Origin of the sequence: Micromonospora sp. WMMC241, from assembly GCF_027460165.1 — a bacterium.
GTDB classification, from domain to species: domain Bacteria; phylum Actinomycetota; class Actinomycetes; order Mycobacteriales; family Micromonosporaceae; genus Micromonospora; species Micromonospora humi.
Genome location: NZ_JAPZBF010000001.1, coordinates 5,773,925 through 5,790,573, shown reverse-complemented (window position 1 = coordinate 5,790,573; position 16,649 = coordinate 5,773,925). Strand labels below are relative to the sequence as shown.

Annotated in this window: 15 protein-coding genes; 8 read left to right on the top strand and 7 right to left on the bottom strand. The window is 74.0% G+C overall.

The features are described 5' to 3' along the window. Nucleotides 1-12 precede the first annotated feature (12 nt). The gene (locus O7598_RS26105; protein ID WP_269693888.1) at nucleotides 13-669 is read right to left on the bottom strand and encodes a 4'-phosphopantetheinyl transferase family protein; all 657 of its coding nucleotides are present in this window, start codon (nucleotides 667-669) and stop codon (nucleotides 13-15) included. Between the two features lie 117 nt (nucleotides 670-786). Here O7598_RS26105 and O7598_RS26100 point away from each other — a divergent pair, with 117 nt between their 5' ends. Continuing rightward, on the top strand, nucleotides 787-1,056 hold the full coding sequence (locus O7598_RS26100; RefSeq protein ID WP_091061192.1) for a hypothetical protein: 270 nt from the start codon (nucleotides 787-789) through the stop codon (nucleotides 1,054-1,056). A 57-nt stretch (nucleotides 1,057-1,113) separates the two neighbouring features. Here O7598_RS26100 and O7598_RS26095 read toward each other — a convergent pair whose 3' ends face one another. From O7598_RS26095 to O7598_RS26085, 3 genes are all read right to left on the bottom strand, one after another. Then, nucleotides 1,114-1,887, bottom strand: coding sequence for a peptidase (locus O7598_RS26095; RefSeq protein WP_269693887.1), 774 nt, complete (start codon nucleotides 1,885-1,887; stop codon nucleotides 1,114-1,116). Nucleotides 1,888-1,889: 2 nt separating this feature from the next. Next, complete coding sequence (locus O7598_RS26090) at nucleotides 1,890-3,179, bottom strand: VWA domain-containing protein (RefSeq protein WP_269693886.1); 1,290 nt, start codon at nucleotides 3,177-3,179, stop codon at nucleotides 1,890-1,892. A gap of 375 nt (nucleotides 3,180-3,554) precedes the next feature. Then, nucleotides 3,555-5,234, bottom strand: coding sequence for a dolichyl-phosphate-mannose--protein mannosyltransferase (locus O7598_RS26085; RefSeq protein WP_269693885.1), 1,680 nt, complete (start codon nucleotides 5,232-5,234; stop codon nucleotides 3,555-3,557). Nucleotides 5,235-5,326: 92 nt separating this feature from the next. Here O7598_RS26085 and rsmI point away from each other — a divergent pair, with 92 nt between their 5' ends. Then, nucleotides 5,327-6,166 (top strand): 16S rRNA (cytidine(1402)-2'-O)-methyltransferase, encoded by an 840-nt coding sequence (rsmI, locus tag O7598_RS26080; RefSeq protein WP_442929895.1) that lies wholly within the window; start codon nucleotides 5,327-5,329, stop codon nucleotides 6,164-6,166. Between the two features lie 95 nt (nucleotides 6,167-6,261). Here rsmI and O7598_RS26075 read toward each other — a convergent pair whose 3' ends face one another. Further along, the gene (locus O7598_RS26075) at nucleotides 6,262-7,092 is read right to left on the bottom strand and encodes a hypothetical protein (RefSeq protein ID WP_269693883.1); all 831 of its coding nucleotides are present in this window, start codon (nucleotides 7,090-7,092) and stop codon (nucleotides 6,262-6,264) included. Between the two features lie 127 nt (nucleotides 7,093-7,219). Between O7598_RS26075 and metG the strand changes: the two genes are divergently transcribed. After that, nucleotides 7,220-9,022, top strand: a complete 1,803-nt coding sequence (metG, locus tag O7598_RS26070) for a methionine--tRNA ligase (RefSeq protein WP_269693882.1) — start codon at nucleotides 7,220-7,222, stop codon at nucleotides 9,020-9,022. Nucleotides 9,023-9,076: 54 nt separating this feature from the next. Here metG and O7598_RS26065 read toward each other — a convergent pair whose 3' ends face one another. Both O7598_RS26065 and O7598_RS26060 read right to left on the bottom strand, forming a co-directional pair. Further along, nucleotides 9,077-9,928, bottom strand: coding sequence for an alpha/beta fold hydrolase (locus O7598_RS26065; RefSeq protein ID WP_269693881.1), 852 nt, complete (start codon nucleotides 9,926-9,928; stop codon nucleotides 9,077-9,079). Nucleotides 9,929-9,987: 59 nt separating this feature from the next. Continuing rightward, complete coding sequence (locus O7598_RS26060) at nucleotides 9,988-11,232, bottom strand: hypothetical protein (protein WP_269693880.1); 1,245 nt, start codon at nucleotides 11,230-11,232, stop codon at nucleotides 9,988-9,990. Nucleotides 11,233-11,313: 81 nt separating this feature from the next. Here O7598_RS26060 and O7598_RS26055 point away from each other — a divergent pair, with 81 nt between their 5' ends. The 5 genes from O7598_RS26055 to O7598_RS26035 all read left to right on the top strand — a co-directional run bounded on the left by O7598_RS26055 (nucleotide 11,314) and on the right by O7598_RS26035 (nucleotide 16,610). After that, on the top strand, nucleotides 11,314-12,216 hold the full coding sequence (locus tag O7598_RS26055; RefSeq protein ID WP_269694984.1) for a TatD family hydrolase: 903 nt from the start codon (nucleotides 11,314-11,316) through the stop codon (nucleotides 12,214-12,216). Nucleotides 12,217-12,297: 81 nt separating this feature from the next. After that, nucleotides 12,298-13,167 carry a 16S rRNA (adenine(1518)-N(6)/adenine(1519)-N(6))-dimethyltransferase RsmA gene (gene rsmA, locus O7598_RS26050; protein WP_269693879.1) on the top strand — a complete coding sequence of 290 codons (870 nt, stop codon included), beginning with the start codon at nucleotides 12,298-12,300 and terminating at the stop codon, nucleotides 13,165-13,167. A gap of 84 nt (nucleotides 13,168-13,251) precedes the next feature. Next, on the top strand, nucleotides 13,252-14,205 hold the full coding sequence (locus tag O7598_RS26045; protein ID WP_269693878.1) for a 4-(cytidine 5'-diphospho)-2-C-methyl-D-erythritol kinase: 954 nt from the start codon (nucleotides 13,252-13,254) through the stop codon (nucleotides 14,203-14,205). Between the two features lie 64 nt (nucleotides 14,206-14,269). Next, entirely contained in the window at nucleotides 14,270-16,069 is a 1,800-nt protein-coding gene (locus O7598_RS26040; protein ID WP_269693877.1) for an ABC-F family ATP-binding cassette domain-containing protein, read from the top strand. 85 nt (nucleotides 16,070-16,154) lie between these two features. After that, the gene (locus O7598_RS26035; RefSeq protein WP_269693876.1) at nucleotides 16,155-16,610 is read left to right on the top strand and encodes a DUF4383 domain-containing protein; all 456 of its coding nucleotides are present in this window, start codon (nucleotides 16,155-16,157) and stop codon (nucleotides 16,608-16,610) included. The last annotated feature ends 39 nt before the right edge of the window (nucleotides 16,611-16,649 follow it).

The window sequence follows — 16,649 nt, the reverse complement described above, 5'->3', positions numbered from 1 at the left end:
GCCGTCAGGCCCTCACCGGTGTGCCAGGACGGCGGCGGTGCGCACCAGGCCGTCGTCCACCGCGAACCGTCCGGTCACCGACGGCGGCGGATCGGACACCGGAGCGGCGGCGAGCCGGGCCGGGGAGATCTCCGCGTGAAACGTGCCCGCGTCGGGGTCGAGCGTGACCCGGGCGTCCGGGAAGCCCAGCCAGGTGCCGACGAGCGGGTACCAGACCTTGTAGACGGCCTCCTTGGCGCTGAACAGCACGGTCGGCCAGGGTGGACCGGCCGGCAGCCGGGCCAGGTCCGCTTCCTCGTCGGGCCGGCACACCTTGCGGCGTACCCCCTCGGAGAGCGGGCGGTGCCGCTCGGCGTCGATGCCGACCGCGCGCAGGTCGGCGGCGCGGGCGACGGCGGCCGCGCAGTAGCCGTCGGTGTGGGTGATCGCCCCGACCACGCCGGCCGGCCAGACCGGGGCGCGGTCGGCGCCGGCGGGCACCGGCGTGACCGGCAGGCCGAGCGTGGCAAGGGCCCGGCGGGCACACGCCCGGCCGGCGGTGAAGTCGCGTCGGCGGCTGGGCACGGCACGCTCGCCCAGCGCGGCCTGCTCGGCCGGCAGGAGTTCGCCGGACCAGTCGGCCGGGCCCGCCACCGCCACGGCGACGGCGGGTGGCAACAGATCACGCACGAGCGTCGGTGGGTGACGGGAACACGCGGTGACCGTACCGTAACGCCGGAGCGCGCTGTGGCGCTGAAGGAACGTTGCGGGGGGAGGCAGCGTAGAGATCGATGGAAGGAGTGGCCGATGACCCCCGGTGTGGAGGCGTCGGAACCACGGTCCGGCGAGCACGTCCCCGTGACGCCCGACTGGACCTGCGGCTCGTGCGGCGACGACTGGCCCTGCGCCACGAAACGCCGGCACCTGCTGATCGAGTACCAGGTGGACCGGGCGTCGTTGAGCGTCTATCTCGGGTCCTGCCTGGCGGCCGCCACGCACGACCTGCGTACCGCGCCGGTCACCGCGTTGCAGGACCGGTTCATCGGCTGGGTGCCGCGCGGTCCGCGCCCGGTCTGAGCCTCGGCGCTTCCGGTGGCCGCCGCGTCGGGTTCACGGCGGCCACCGGTCGCGGCTTCAGCGGCGGCGGGGCCGCCGGGTGAGGGCGAAGCCGGCGACGCCGGCCACGGCGGCGAGCACGCCGCCCACGGTGGTCCAGACCCAGCGCGAACCGGCCTCGGGCAACCAGCCGGTCAGGTCGGTCTCCTCCTCGACGACCGGTTCGGGCGTCGGCTCGGCGGCCAGCACCGTCCCGGCCCGCGTGTTCGGCACCAGCGGCGCCGCCAGCTCACCGTCGTCGCCGGACGCGCCGCCGGAGTCGGCGGCGCCGACCACCAGGTCCACGTCGATCGGCGCGCCCAGGTCGGGCTCGGGCAGGTCGGTGACGGAGAGCCGGACGTAGTAGGCGCCCGGTAGCGGGTCGCCCGACCACGGCTCGGCCCACGGCCGCACCCGGCGCAGCGTGCAACCGAGCGTCACGCTGGTGGCGGCCGGCTCCGCGGTCGGTGTCTGCGCGCCGGCCGTGCAGGCCTGCCGGCGGCGCAGCCCGTCGAAGACGTCGACGGTCCAGGTGGATGCGCCGGAGCGCGGCTTTCCGAAGGTGACCGTGACGCCGATCTCGTGCACCTGCCCGGCGTCGGCGCGGAACGACCAGTAGAGGTGGTCGCCGGTCGAGGCGCCCACCCGTACCGGCTGGCCGGCGTCGATGGTGGTGGCGGTGAGGAACGAGGTGCCGGCCTTGGCCACGGTGGTCGCGCCCGGTGACGGGCTCGGCGCGGCGAGGGCCGCGGTCGGGGCGAGGGCGAGGCCGGTGGCGGCCGTCGCCGCCACGAAGCGGATCAGGGTACGCATCCTCAGTTCTCCCTCCAGGTGGCGACCCACCAGCGGGTGAGCAGCCCGGCGACCAGCCCGGTGAGGAGGCCGGCCAGGGTGAGCAGGAGCAGCAGGGCCCAGCCGCGGCCGAGGTCCGGCCCGTCCGGCGCGGGGGAGGCGGCGACCACGTCCACGGTCAGCTCCACCGGCATGCCCGGCTCGGCCCGGGTGCCCGGGCGGGCCGCGAACGAGTTGCTGACCACCAGGCAGACGGTCCGGGCGGCCCGCGTACCGCTGGGGGTCGGTTCGGGGGTGACCGTTTCCTCCTCCTCGGCGGCCGACCAGCGCAGGCCGGCCGACACCACGTCGGTACGCCCGCTGCCGGCGTCGACGCCGCGGACCAGTTCCCGCCCGTCCGGCGCGGTGGCGCGCAGCAGCACCCCGTAATCGGGGTTGACCGGCCGGTCCAGCGCGACGCTCACCGACGCGCGCAGCTCCTGGCCCGGGCGCACCGGAACCCGGTACCAGCGGTGCTCGGAGAAGGTCTCCCGGTCGGTGTAGACGCCTGGTGCGAGCAGCGGGGCGCCGTCGCAGGCCGCCGTGCCGCCGACCACCGCCGGGGCGGCCGTGTACGTGTCGCGGGCCCGGTCGACAAGCTGCTTGATCCGGCCGGTCAGCTCCTCGGCGCTCTGCGCCGCGGTGTAGGTGCCGCCGGTGGCACCGGCGATGCAGAGCAACTGCCGGCGTACCTTCTCGTCCGGGGCGAGGCCGAGCGTGTCGACCACCAGCCGGGTGCCCTGGGCGGCGAGTTCGCGGGCCACCTCGCACGGGTCGGGCGGGGCGCAGGTGTCCTCACCGTCGGTGATCAGCACGATCCGGCGGGCGGTGCTGCCGGTGCCCAGGTCCTGCGCGGCGGACCGCAGCGCCAGCCCGACCGGGGTGAACCCGGTGGGGCGCAGGCCGGCGACGGCGGCCTTGGCCTGGGCCCGGTCGACCGGCCCGACCGGCACGATCTGCTGGGTGTCCCGGCAGCCCTGCTTCTTGTCCTTGCCCCGGTAGGTCGCGCCGAGCACGCGGATGCCGAGCTGTGTCTCGTCCGGGAGCCCGTCGACCACCTCGTTGAACGCCTGCTGCGCGACGGAGATCCGGCTGCGCCCGTCGATGTCGCGGGCCCGCATCGAGCCGCTGACGTCGAGAACCAGTTCGACCTTGGGTGGTTCGGCGGCGGGTTCGGTGGTCTCGTCGTCGGCCCCGGCAGGGCTCGGACCGATCAGCGCGGTCGCCGCCAGCAGTCCGAACAGGACGGCCGCCGATCGTCTCTTGTTGATCACCGGGCGAAGTGTAGTGAGATCCACTTTGGAAGATCATCCGGGTCGGGTCCGGTCGGGCCGGGCCGGTGGCGGTCCGGCGGCGATGCTGTCGAACTCGGTATGTTCCGGACGGATGACCCACCGTTAGATGCCCGATGTAAACCTTTCGGGGGGTGGCGCGTCGGTCGGAAATCTGACTCGGCTGCACCCGTTGTGCGGCTGGCGCGCTGTGGTTAAGCTCTGTCTTGCACGCCCCAATCGCCCGCTTCCCCCGTGGCAGGCGATCGGGGCGTGCTTTTTCGTGGCTCGGTTCGTCCATGCGTCCCAACGCGGTGATCGCAACCGAATTACGGCCCGGCGGGAACCTCCCACCGGGCCGTCGTGCGCTCGCCCCGCTCAGATCCAGCGGCCGTCCAGCCACATCCGAGCGGACCAGTCCGCGTACGGCAGGATCTTCCCCACGAAGATCGGATAGAAGTAGCCGAAGCAGAGCGCGACCAGCAGCACATAGGCGCCGGCGATGATGCCGCCGACCAGGCGACGGTCGTTGACCTGCTCGGCGGTCGGCGGCGCGGCCCCCGGGGCGACCGGCGCGGGCGTCACGATCGCACCGAGCACGTAGACCACCGCGAGCACCAGGAACGGCACCGCCGGCGCGGCGTAGAAGGAGAACATCGTCCGGCCGTCGAGGGCGAACCAGAACCAGGGCAGCAGGCCGGCGGCGGCACTCAGCAGGATCGCCCCGGCGCGCCAGTCCCGCCGGGCCAGGCCCAGCCAGGCCGTCGCGGCCAGCGCCGGCAGGAACGACCACCACAGCAGCGGCGTGCCCAGCAGCAGCACCTCGGAGGCGCAGCTCGACGCGCCGCAGCTGCCGTCGCCGGAATAGGAGAACGCGACCGGCCGGCCCAGCAGCAGCCACTGCCACGGCCAGGACTGGTATTTGTGCGGGTCGTCGAGCTGGGTGTGGAAGCCGTACGCGGCCTTGTGGTATTCCCACAGGTTGATCAGCGGGCCGATGAACGGCGTGTCGCTCAGCCCCGGAACGTTCGGGTAGCGGCTGGCCAGGCGGTAGTAGCCCTCGTCGCTGAGCAACCAGCCCGACCAGGTGGCCACGTAGGTGACCACCATGAGCACGCCGGCCGCGAGCAGCCAGGGCAACTCGTCGAGCACGGCGTCGCGCCACGGCCGGCGGACGCCGGACGAGCGGCGGACGCCGACCTCCCAGAGCAGCACCAGCAGCGCGAACGCCGGCACGAAGTAGACCCCGCTCCACTTCACCGAGCAGGCACACCCGAGCAGGACCCCGGCGGCCAGCCGCCACCACGGCCAGTTCCGCCAGCCCGACGGCGGCCGGCCGGCGCGCCCCGGCGTCGTCGGGTCGAGCCCGTCCGCCAACGCCCGGGCCCAGCGCCGCCGGCGGGCGTCCCGGTCGAGCACCAGCGCGCCGAACGCGGCCAGCACGAACAGCAGCAGGAAGATGTCGAGGATCGCCGTGCGGGACAGCACCAGGTGGAAGCCGTCCAGCGCGAGCAGCAGGCCGGCCGCGCAGCCGAGCGTGGTGGAGTGGAACATCCGCCGGCCGATGCGCACCAGCAGCAGCACCGACAGCGTGCCGCACACCGCCGCGCCGAAGCGCCAGCCGAACTCCGGCGCGGTGGTCATCAGGTGCCCGGGCACCGACACGTTGGTCTCGGCGTCCTGGTAGCCGAAGGCCCACTCGCCGATCCCGATCAACCACTTGCCCAGCGGCGGGTGGACCACGTAGGACGGGCCGTTGTCCTTGTAGTTCCACTCGACGCCGCGGTCGATCAGCCCGTAGGCGTCCTTGGCGTAGTAGGTCTCGTCGAAGATCTTGCCGGACGGGTGACTGAGCCCGACGAAGCGCAGGATCGCGGCGATCGCCACCACCACGGCGGTGGCCAGCCACGCCTGCCCCCGGCCGAGGTGGTCGTCGACGGTGGCGAGTCGCCGCCGGACCGCGGCCGGCAGCCCACCGCCCCCGCCCCCGTCGTCGCCCGGGGAGCCGGCGGCCCGGTCGGTGGTGGAGGGCTCCTGTGCTGTCGACGCACTCGTCACCCGGCGATCGTAGGCTGCGAGGGTGCCCGGTGGCGTCCGTCGTCCCCGAAATTGGTACGACCATCGATGAGGGAGCGCACGCCGTGGGGGAAATGTCCGAGGTAGGGCGGTTGGTGCTGCTCGGTGCGCCGCTGGGCAACCCGGCCGACGCGTCCGCCCGGTTCCGTGAGGTGCTCGCCGCCGCCGACGTGGTCGCCGCCGAGGACACCCGCCGGCTCACCCGGCTCGCCCGCGACCTCGACGTCACCGTCGCGGGCCGGATCGTCTCCTACTTCGAGGGCAACGAGGAGCGGCGTACGCCGGAACTGGCCGACGTGCTCACCGCCGGCTACACGGTCGCCCTGGTCACCGACGGCGGCATGCCGAGCGTCTCCGACCCCGGCTACCGCCTGGTCCGGGCCGCGCTGGAGGCCGGCGTCCCGGTCACCGCGGCACCCGGGCCGAGCGCGGTCACCACCGCCCTGGCGCTGAGCGGGCTGCCCTGCGACCGGTTCTGCTTCGAGGGCTTCCTGCCCCGTACCCCCGGCGCCCGCCGCTCCCGCCTGCGCGCGCTCGCCGGCGAGGAGCGCACGCTGGTGCTGTTCGAGGCGACGCACCGCATCGGCGGCGCCCTGGCCGACCTGGCCGAGGCGTTCGGCCCGGACCGGCCCGCCGCGCTCTGCCGGGAGCTGACCAAGACCTACGAGGAGGTGGTCCGCCGCCCGCTGGGCGAGCTGGCCGCGTGGGCCGCCGAGAACGAGGTGCGCGGCGAGATCACGCTGGTCGTGGCCGGCGCGTCACCGCAACCGGCCGCCCGGCCGGACGACGACACGCTGCGCGCCGCGGTCGACGAGCGCGAGGCGTCCGGGATGTCCCGGCGGGACGCGATCACCGAGGTCGCGACCGCGTACGGGCTGCGCCGCCGCGAGGTCTACGCGGTCGTCCACCGCTGAGTGGGTGTGTAAGGAAGGGCCCCCTCTTAACGCCTCCGGTAGAGAAGGGGCCCCCTCTCACCGCGAGGTGTTAAAAGGGGGCCCCGCCTTGCACCTCACCAGGCGGCGGCGAGGAAGCCGACCGTGATGAGCAGCGGACCGGCCAGCGCCAGGCCCACCGCCCAGCGCCGGTGCCGCTGGTCCGTCAGCCGGGTCGCGCCGGTCCACCGGGCGATCCCCGCCGCGCAGCCCGCCATCAGGGCGAGCCCGAGCAGCCAGCGCAGGTGCCGCCCGACGCCCCGGTCCGCGTAGGCGGTGGACCCGTCCGGGCCGGTCATCCGGGCCGGCAGCGTGCTGCCGGTGGCGGTCCGCCCCGCCGGCACGCCGCTGACCCGTACCCCCTGGGCCTGGAAGCGGTCATGGTCGGCCTGGAAGATCCCCCGGCAGCGCTGGGCGAGCCCACCCCCGGCGCACCCGGTGATCATCACGGTGCCGCCGGTGGAGTGCCCCACCGCGAGCCAGAACGGGCCCGCGCTCACCCAGGCGAAGAACGCGGCGAGCAGGCTCAGGGCCAGCAGCACGGCCAGCCCGGCGGGCGGGTCCGGCGGGCGGACCGGTCGGGTCGGGCGCCGGGCCGGGGCGTCGACGGCGCGGGGGCGTGGCTCGTCGCGCAGCGGCGTGCCGTCCCAGTGCACCTCCTCGATCGGCGCCCAGCCGTCCACCTCGTCGCCGGCCCGGGCGGACCGCCGGTGCCAGCGCGGCTGCCGCACCGGCACCCGGCGGGGGACCGCGTCGCGCGGCGCTCCGGTGGTCGGCTCCACCTCCACCGGCGGGTCGGCCGGGTCCAGCCGGGGCTGCGGGGCGACCGGAGCGCCGGGCACGGTCCGCGCGGCCCGGTCGGCCGCGGACGGCTCGGGTGCCGCTGGTCTGCTGGTCACGACGTTCATTGGACACCGGCACGCCGTGCTCGTCGGGCAGCTCAGGCCGCGTGTCGGCGACAAATCGGGCGTACGGCGGCGGCACCCGCCCTATTGGTTCGCGGGGCGCCCACGGCAATCACTAGTCTTGACGCTCATGAGTCACGTTCTCGCCGCGGTCGCCTGGCCCTACGCCAACGGCCCGCGCCACATCGGCCACGTATCCGGATTCGGCGTTCCCTCCGACGTCTTCGCCCGGTACATGCGGATGGCCGGTCACGACGTGCTCATGGTCTCCGGCACCGACGAGCACGGCACCCCGATCCAGGTGCAGGCCGACGCCGAGGGGGTCAGCCCGCGCGAGCTGGCCGACCGCTACAACCGGGTGATCGCCGAGGACCTGCGGGCGCTGGGCCTGTCGTACGACCTGTTCACCCGCACCACCACCCGCAACCACTACGCGGTGGTGCAGGAGCTGTTCACCGGGCTGCACCGCAACGGCTACATCGTCCCGAAGGTCACCACCGGCGCGATCTCCCCGTCCACCGGCCGCACCCTGCCCGACCGCTACATCGAGGGCACCTGCCCGATCTGCGGCTACGACAGCGCGCGCGGCGACCAGTGCGACAACTGCGGCAACCAACTCGACCCGATCGACCTGATCGACCCCAAGTCGAAGATCAACGGCGAGACGCCGGAGTTCGTGGAGACCGAGCACTTCTTCCTCGACCTGCCCGCCCTGGCCGACGCGCTGCGGCAGTGGCTGGACACCCGGGAGGGCTGGCGCCCCAACGTGCTCCGGTTCTCCCGCAACCTGCTCGACGACCTCCAGCCCCGGGCCATCACCCGCGACCTGGAGTGGGGCGTGCCGATCCCGCTGGAGGGCTGGCAGGACCGGTCCGACAAGCGGATCTACGTCTGGTTCGACGCGGTGATCGGCTACCTGTCCGCGTCCATCGAGTGGGCCCGCCGCACCGGTGACCCCGAGGCGTGGCGGAAGTGGTGGTCGGCGGACGGCGAGGGGAAGGACGCGCTCGGCTACTACTTCATGGGCAAGGACAACATCGTCTTCCACTCGGTGATCTGGCCGGCGCTGCTCGGCGGCTACTCCGGCGCGGGCACCCACGACGGCGAGCCCGGCGAACTGGGCCGGCTCAACCTGCCCACCGAGGTGGTCTCCAGCGAATACCTGACCATGGAGGGGCGGAAGTTCTCCTCCTCCCGCAAGGTGGTCATCTACGTCCGCGACTTCCTCGAACGCTACGACGCCGACGCGCTGCGCTACTTCATCGCCGTCGCCGGCCCGGAGAGCAACGACACCGACTTCACCTGGGCCGAGTTCCTCCGCCGCAACAACGACGAGCTGGTCGCCGGCTGGGGCAACCTGGTCAACCGGTCCGTCTCGATGGCGGCGAAGAACTTCGGCGCCATCCCGCCGGTCGACCCGGCCGGGCTGACCGAGGCCGACGAGGCGCTGCTCGCGGTGGCCCGCGCCGGCTTCGCCACGGTCGGCGACCTGATCGCCCGGCACCGGCAGAAGCAGGCCATCGGCGAGGCCATGAAGGTGGTCGCCGAGGCCAACAAGTACCTGTCCGAGCAGGCGCCGTGGAAGCTCAAGGGCGACGACGACAAGCCGCGGATGGGCACGATCCTGCACGTCGCCCTCCAGGTGGTCAGCGACGCCAACACGCTGCTCACCCCGTTCCTGCCGCACTCCGCGCAGCAGATCCACGAGCTGCTCGGCGGCACCGGCACGCACGCGCCGATGCCGGTGATCGAGGAGGTCGACGACCTCGACGGCGGCCCGTCCTACCCGGTGCTGACCGGTGACTACACGGTCGGCGCGCGCTGGGAGTCCGTACCCCTGGAGGCGGGCCGGCCGCTCGCGGCGCCCAAGCCGGTGTTCCGCAAGCTGGACCCGTCCATCGTCGACGAGGAACTGGCCCGCCTCGCCGGGTGACCACCGACGCGCGGACGGCCCCGGGGAACCCCCGGGGCCGTCCGTCGTTCCGGGTCAGGCCCGGGCCATGCTCGGCTTGCCGATGAACTCCATGATCGCGTTGTTGACCTCGGTCGGGTGCGTCCACGGCGTGCCGTGCGGCGCGCCCTTCAGCGTGACCAGCTTGGCGTCGGACAGCATGTTCACCAGCCGCTGACCCGTCACCGGGAACGGCAGCACGTTGTCCTTGTCGCCCTGGATGATCAACACCGGCACGTCGATGTTCGGCAGGTCCCCGCGGAAGTCGGTCTGCCAGGCGTCCACCGAGTCGTGGGTGCCCTTCGCCGACGCCTGCGCGCCGATCTGCCAGTGCGCGTGGTAGGCCTCGTCGCTGACCAGCTTCCCCCGGTTCTCGCTCGCGTTGAAGAACGCGTCGCAGAACTGGGTCAGATAGGCGAACCGGTCCTGGATGATCGCCTTCTGGAACCCCTCGAACATGCTCTTGTCGACGCCCTCCGGGTCGTCCGGGGCCTTCAGCAGGTACGGCGCCAACGGGGCCATCATGACCGCGCGCTCCACCCGGTCCGACCCGTACGCCCCCAGGTAGCGGGTGACCTCACCGGTGCCCATCGAGTGCCCGACCAGGATCGCGTTACGCAGGTCCAGCTCGGTCATCAGCACGTCGAGGTCGGCGGCGAACGTGTCGTAGTCGTAACCCGACGCCGGCTGCGCGGAACTGCCGAACCCGCGCCGGTCGTACGTGATCACCCGGTACCCGGCGGCGAGCAGCGGACCGCTCATCTTCTCCCAGGTGGCCCCGTTGAACGGGAAACCGTGGATCAGCACGATCGGCTGACCGGAGCCGTGATCCTCGTAGTACAGGTCGATGGGTGCGGAATTCTCCGTACCGACGGTGACGAAAGGCATGTCGGGATTCCCCCTACGCGTGGGTCTCGGACGCCCACGCCTTCCCGACCCGCCGCCGTCTATTCGTTCGGCCGCGGATAGGGCACGTCCACCACCCGGTCGTCGGTCAGCTCGACGCCCGGCGCCCAGACCTCGTAGACGCCGCGTTCGTGACACTGCGCCCCGGTCCGGGCCACCGCGTCCGGATCCGGGCGACGAAGCCGCAACCGCAGCCAGCCCGCCTCCTCCCGCAGCACCAGGCAGGGCACCCCGCGCCAGGCCGCCGTCCGCAGCCGGCGGGCCGCCGCCTCCACCGGATAGCGGGCCGCCCGGGTCATCGCCAGCACCCGGAACCCGCCCGGCTGGTCGGCCACCGCCTCGTACTCCACCCCGGCGTACGCGCCGACGAGCCGGGTGGAGCGCGGCGCGTCGCCGGTCGGCACGTACTCCTGGTCGGCCGCCAGCCCCGGCACCGCCGCCAGCAGGTGCCGCCACTGCGGGCCGGCCAGCCGCAACCAGCCGCGCTGCTCCGCCTGATAGGTGTAGAGCACCACCTCCACCCCGTCGGCCGGGTAGGCGAGCAGGGTGGCGTTCGCCGGCATCGGCAGGTCGGCGAAGTCCCGGGTGACGAACTCCGGGACGAGCTGCGCGTCGCTCGGCACGAAACCGGTGCCCAACACCGGCGGCCCGAGCCGGTCCCGGGGCGGCAGGACGGTCAGCCCGCGGTGCGCCGGGCCGACCGGCACGTCGTAGTCGGCCGGATCGGCGGCCCGCCAGCGCAACGCGTACGCCACGTCGCCGCCCTCCGGGTCGCCCCGCAGCACCGCCATCCCGGCCGGCGTGCGCAGGTGCGCCACGTCGTGCTCCCGGTAGCAGAAGCCGTGCGGCAGCCAACCCCGCACGTAACCGGCGAGCTGCCGGGCGGAGAGCACCTTCATCATCCGGGTGCCCGGCCGGATCACCGCCGACGCCCGCACCGCGGCCAACGTCGGATCGTCCGCCGCCGCCGGCCGCTGGCTGAGCTGGTGCACGTACGCCCAGCCGCGCGCCCGGTGCACCGGCATCAGCAGCGGCGCATCCGCCTCGTCGCTCGGCTCCGCCGCCCCGTGCACCGCCTCCACCTCGGTCGCGTGCACGAACCTCCGCCACGGGTGACCGCCGTCGGGTCGGGGGCACCACTCGAAGCCGGGCACCTCGTCGGCGCTGAACAGCTCGTAGGCCGCGCCCCGGGCGATCTCCTCGGCCGGGTGCACCCGGCCGTCGTACGTCACGCGCAACCCGGTCCGCTCGGAGGCGGCCCCGCCGGCCTGGTCAGTGACGGTCACCCCGGGACGCTAAGCCGGCCAGATGTGGGGCGTGTGAACGGACGATGGCGGTCCGGGAACGGGGTCGCCGGCCGGTGTGTGATGCTGGCCGCGATGACCGAGCAGACCGAGACCCGCAAGCAGCGCGCCGCCCGCCGGGCCGGCGAGTTCCCCCCTCCGCCGGAGCCGCTGCCGGCGCCCGTGGCGGACAGCCACACCCACCTCGACATCACCGTCGGCGAGTACGGCACGCCACCGGGCGGCACCGGCGACGGCGACCCGGTGGCCGCCGCGATCACCGTCGCCGCCGCTGTCGGCGTGGACCGGCTCGTCCAGGTCGGCGTGGACGTGGAGTCGTCCCGCTGGGGCGCCGACGTCGCCGACCGGCACCCGGCGGTGCTGGCCACCGTGGCGCTGCACCCCAACGAGGCGCCCCGGCTGGCGGACCTGGACGAGGCGCTGCGCGAGATCGAGGCGCTCGCCGGGCGGGACCGGGTCCGCGGCGTCGGCGAGACCGGCATGGACTTCTTCCGTACCGGCGCCGAGGGGCGGGCCGCGCAGGAGGAGAGCTTCCGGGCCCACGTCGCCGTCGCCAAGCGGTACGGCAAGGCGCTGGTCATCCACGACCGCGACGCCCACGCCGACGTGTTGCGGATCCTCGACGACGAGGGCGCGCCGGACACCGTGGTGATGCACTGCTTCTCCGGCGACGCCGACTTCGCCCGCGAGTGCGTCCGGCGCGGCTTCCTGCTGAGCTTCGCCGGCACGGTCACCTTCGGCAGCGCGGCCGCACTGCGCGAGGCCGCCGCCGTCACCCCGCCGGAGCAGATGCTGGTGGAGACCGACGCGCCCTACCTGACGCCGATGCCGTACCGGGGACGGCCGAACGCGTCGTACCTGATCCCGCTGACCGTCCGCTTCCTCGCCGAGACCACCGGCGCCGACCTGGAGTCGCTGTGCGCCGCCATCAGCACCAACAGCGAGCGCGCCTTCGGCCCGTGGTGAAAGGAGGGGCCCCTTCTTAACGCCAGGCGATAAGAAGGGGCCCCTCCTAACCCCAACAGCTGGGCGCTTACGCTACGGGGCGTGACCGGACTCCTCGGCCCGGCGGAGATCCGGGAACTCGCCGCGCGGCTCGGCGTCACGCCGACCAAGAAGCTCGGCCAGAACTTCGTGCACGACCCGAACACCGTGCGACGGATCGTCACCGCCGCCGGCCTCGCCCCGGACGACGTGGCGCTGGAGGTCGGCCCCGGCCTCGGCTCGCTCACCCTGGCCCTGCTGCCGGTCGCCGCGCACGTGCACGCCGTGGAACTCGACCCGGCGCTCGCCGCCGCGCTGCCGGAGACCGCCGGCCGGTTCGCCGGGCCGGACGCCGCCCGGCTCACCGTCCACCCCGCCGACGCGCTGCGGGTCACCGCCGCCGACCTGGCCGACCCGGCGCCCACCGCGCTGGTGGCGAACCTGCCCTACAACGTCGCCGTGCCGGTGGTGCTGCACCTGCTCGCCGAGCTGCCCACCCTGCGACACGGCCTGGTGATGGTGCAGAAGGAGGTCGCCGACCGGCTCGTCGCCGGTCCCGGCTCCAAGGTGTACGGCATCCCCTCGGTCAAACTCGCCTGGTACGCCCGCTCCCGGTCCGCCGGCAAGGTCCCACCGAACGTGTTCTGGCCGGTACCCAACGTCGACTCCGGGCTCGTCGCGTTCACCCGCCGCGAGCCGCCCCGCCCCGACGTACCCCGGCGGGCCGTGTTCGCGGTCGTCGACGCCGCGTTCGCCCAGCGTCGCAAGACGCTGCGCGCCGCCCTGGCCGGCTGGGCCGGCGGCGCGGACCAGGCCGCCGCCGCGCTCACCGCCGCCGGCGTGGACCCGGGCGCACGCGGCGAGTCACTCACCGTCGAGCAGTTCGCCGCCATCGCCGCGTCGGCCCCGGACGGCTCCGCCGCCGCCCAGTAGGCTGGCGCCGTTGCCCGACCCCGCCGAGGAGCTGACCGTGCAGAAGCCGTTCGACATCCGCCTGCGTCCACGGGAGTTCCCCCGGTGACCGAGGCCTGGCGACCGGAGGACGAGGACGGGCAGCGGCGCGGGGCCAGCGGCCCGGTGAAGGTGCGCGTGCCCGCCAAGGTCAACCTGCACCTCGGGGTGGGGCCGCTGCGCCGGGACGGCTACCACGAGCTGAACACCGTCTACCACGCGATCTCCATCTACGACGAGCTGACCGCACGCCGTGGCGACACCCTCACCCTCACCATGGAGGGCGAGGGCGCCGGCGAACTGGCCCTCGACGACACCAACCTGGTGCTGCGCGCCGCGCACGCCCTCGCCGGCTACGCCGGTGTCGCCCCGCACGCCCGGCTGCACCTGCGCAAGCACATCCCGCTCGCCGGCGGGCTGGCCGGCGGCAGCGCCGACGCGGCGGCCGCGCTGGTCGCCTGCGACGCGCTCTGGGGCACCGGCCTGTCCCGCGACGAACTGGCCGGCATCGCCGCCGACCTCGGCTCCGACGTGCCGTTCCTGATCCACGGCGGCACCGCGCTCGGCACCGGCCGGGGTGAGGCGGTCAGCCCGGTGCTGGCCCGCCCCACCTCCTGGCACTGGGTGGTGGCCATCGCCGACGGCGGCCTCTCCACCCCGGCCGCCTACCGCGAGCTGGACCGGCTGCGCGAGGCCGGGGCCGCCGGCACGCCGTTGGGCAGCACCGACGCGCTGCTCGGCGCGCTGCGCCAGCGGGACCCGAGGGTGCTCGCCGCCACGCTCGGCAACGACCTCCAGGACGCCGCGCTGACCATGCGCCCGGCGCTCGCCGGCACGCTCAAGGCCGGCGAGGCCGCCGGCGCGCTGGCCGGCCTCGTCTCCGGCTCCGGGCCCACCTGCGTGTTCCTCGCCGCCGACGCCGCCGACGCCGGGCGGATCGCCGACGAGCTGACCGCCGCCGGGGTGTGCCGGGAGGCCCGGGTCGCGCACGGCCCGGTGCACGGCGCCCGCATCGTCTGACGCCCCGTACCCTTGACTCAGGCGTCCCGGCCCCCGGGGCGCCTGAGTCATGAAAGGTGGGTCCGTGGCCAACATCGTCAACCTGGACCGGGTGTCCAAGGGGTACGGCGCCGCCGGGCCGCTGCTCACCGACGTGTCGCTCGGCCTCGACGACGCCGACCGGGTCGGCGTGGTCGGCCTCAACGGCGCCGGCAAGTCGACGCTGCTGCGGATGCTCACCCGCACCGAGGAACCCGACGACGGCCGGGTGACCCACCGTCGCGACCTGCGCGTGGCCTGGCTGCCGCAGCGCCTCGACCTGGCGCCGGACCTCACCGTGCGCGACGTGGTGCTCGGCACCGCCTGGCTCGACCAGAGCATGGGCGCCGAGCACGAGTGGGCCGGCGACGCCGGCGTCCGGGCCATCCTCGCCGGCCTCGGCATGCCCCATCTCGGCCTCGACACCCCGGTCGGCCCGATGTCCGGTGGGGAACGCCGCCGGGTCGCGCTCGCCGCGCTGCTGGTCCGCGACGCCGACCTGCTGGTCCTCGACGAGCCCACCAACCACCTCGACGTCGGCGGCGTCGACTGGCTGGCCCGGCACCTGGTCACCCGCAAGGGCGCGCTCGTCGTGGTCACCCACGACCGGTGGTTCCTCGACGCCGTCTGCACCACCACCTGGGAGGTGGCCGACCAGACCGTCCGGGCGTACGAGGGCGGCTTCGCCGCCTGGACGCTGGCCCGCATCGAGCGGCAACGCATCGCCGCCGCCACCGAGGCCCGCCGGCAGAACCTGCTCCGCAAGGAGATCGCCTGGCTGCGCCGGGGCCCGCCGGCGCGGACGTCCAAGCCCAAGTTCCGCATCGACGCGGCCAACGCGCTCATCGCCGACGTGCCGGAACCGCGCGACACCATGTCGCTGCAACGGCTGGCCACCGCCCGGCTCGGCAAGCAGGTGTACGACCTGGAACACGTCACCCTGCACGCCGGCCCGAAGGAGATCCTGCGCGACACCACCTGGCAGGTCGGGCCCGGCGACCGGATCGCCGTGCTGGGTCGCAACGGCGCCGGCAAGACCACCCTGCTGCGGTTGCTCGCGGGCGTGACCGGCGCCGACGGCGGGCGCTTCGCCGCCGGGCAGACCGTGCGGCCGGCGTTCCTCTCCCAAGAACTCGCCGAACTCCCCGGTCACCTGCGCGTCCTGGAGGCGGTCGAGGAGGTGGCCCGCCGGGTGCAGTTCGGCGACCGGGAGATCAGCGCGTCCCAGCTCGCCGAGATCTTCGGCTTCGACGACCGGCGGCTCTGGACCCCGGTGAGCGACCTCTCCGGCGGCGAGCGCCGCCGTCTGCAGATGCTGCGGCTGCTCGCCGGCGAACCCAACGTGCTCCTGCTCGACGAGCCCACCAACGACCTGGACACCGACACCCTCGCCGCGCTGGAGGACCTGCTCGACTCCTGGCCCGGCACCATCGTGGTGGCCAGCCACGACCGCTACCTGATCGAGCGGGTCACCGACGTCGCGTACGGGATGTTCGGCGACGGCCGGCTGGTGCACCTGCCCGGCGGCGTCGAGGAATACCTGGCGCGCGCGGCCGCGGCCGGTGGCCCGGCGCCCGCCGACCTCACCCCGGGCACGGCTGCGGCGGCCCGCGACGGCATGTCCGCCGCCGAGGTACGCACCGCGAAGAAGGAGCTCAACCGGCTGGAGCGGCAGATCGCCAAGCTCGAGCAGAAGGAGGCGGGCCTGCACGAGCAGCTCGCCGCCAACGCCACCGACTACGCCCGCGTCGCCGAGCTGGACGGCCAGCTCAAGGAGGTGCGGGCCGAGCGGGACCGCACCGAGGAGACGTGGCTGGCGCTGGCCGAGGAACTGCCCGGCGGCTGAGGAGTGGGGGTGTGCGGCGTCACTGACCGGCGTACGGGACAATCGGCGGTGGAACCCTCATCCGAACGGTCTTGGAGACGCAGAGATGGCCCACACCCCCGTCAACCACCCCGCGCGGCCGATCTTCCGGGCGATCGGCGGGCTGGTCGGTCTTTACTTCGTCGTCTTCGGTGGGCTCGGCTTCATCGCCGGCGCCGGCAGCGACTTCTTCGCCCAGGACGACACCAAGGCCCTCGGGCAGGGCACCAACATGGGCTTCTCGCTCCTGTCCGTGCTGATCGGCGTGGTGATCCTGGCCGGCACCGTGATCGGCCGCAACCTCGACGTGGTGATCAACCAGTGGATGGCCTACTCCCTGATGGTCGTCGGCCTGGCCGCGCTGGCGTTCCTCCAGACGGACGCCAACGTGCTCAACTTCTCGATCATGACGGTGGTCGTGGTCCTCACCCTGTCGCTGGTGCTCCTGGTGGTCGGCATGTACGGCAAGGTCGGCACCGACGACGAGCACGAGGCCTGGCAGAAGGCCCGCCTGGTGCTCTGATCCGTTCCGTCCCGACGGCCCGGCGCGACGCGCCGGGCC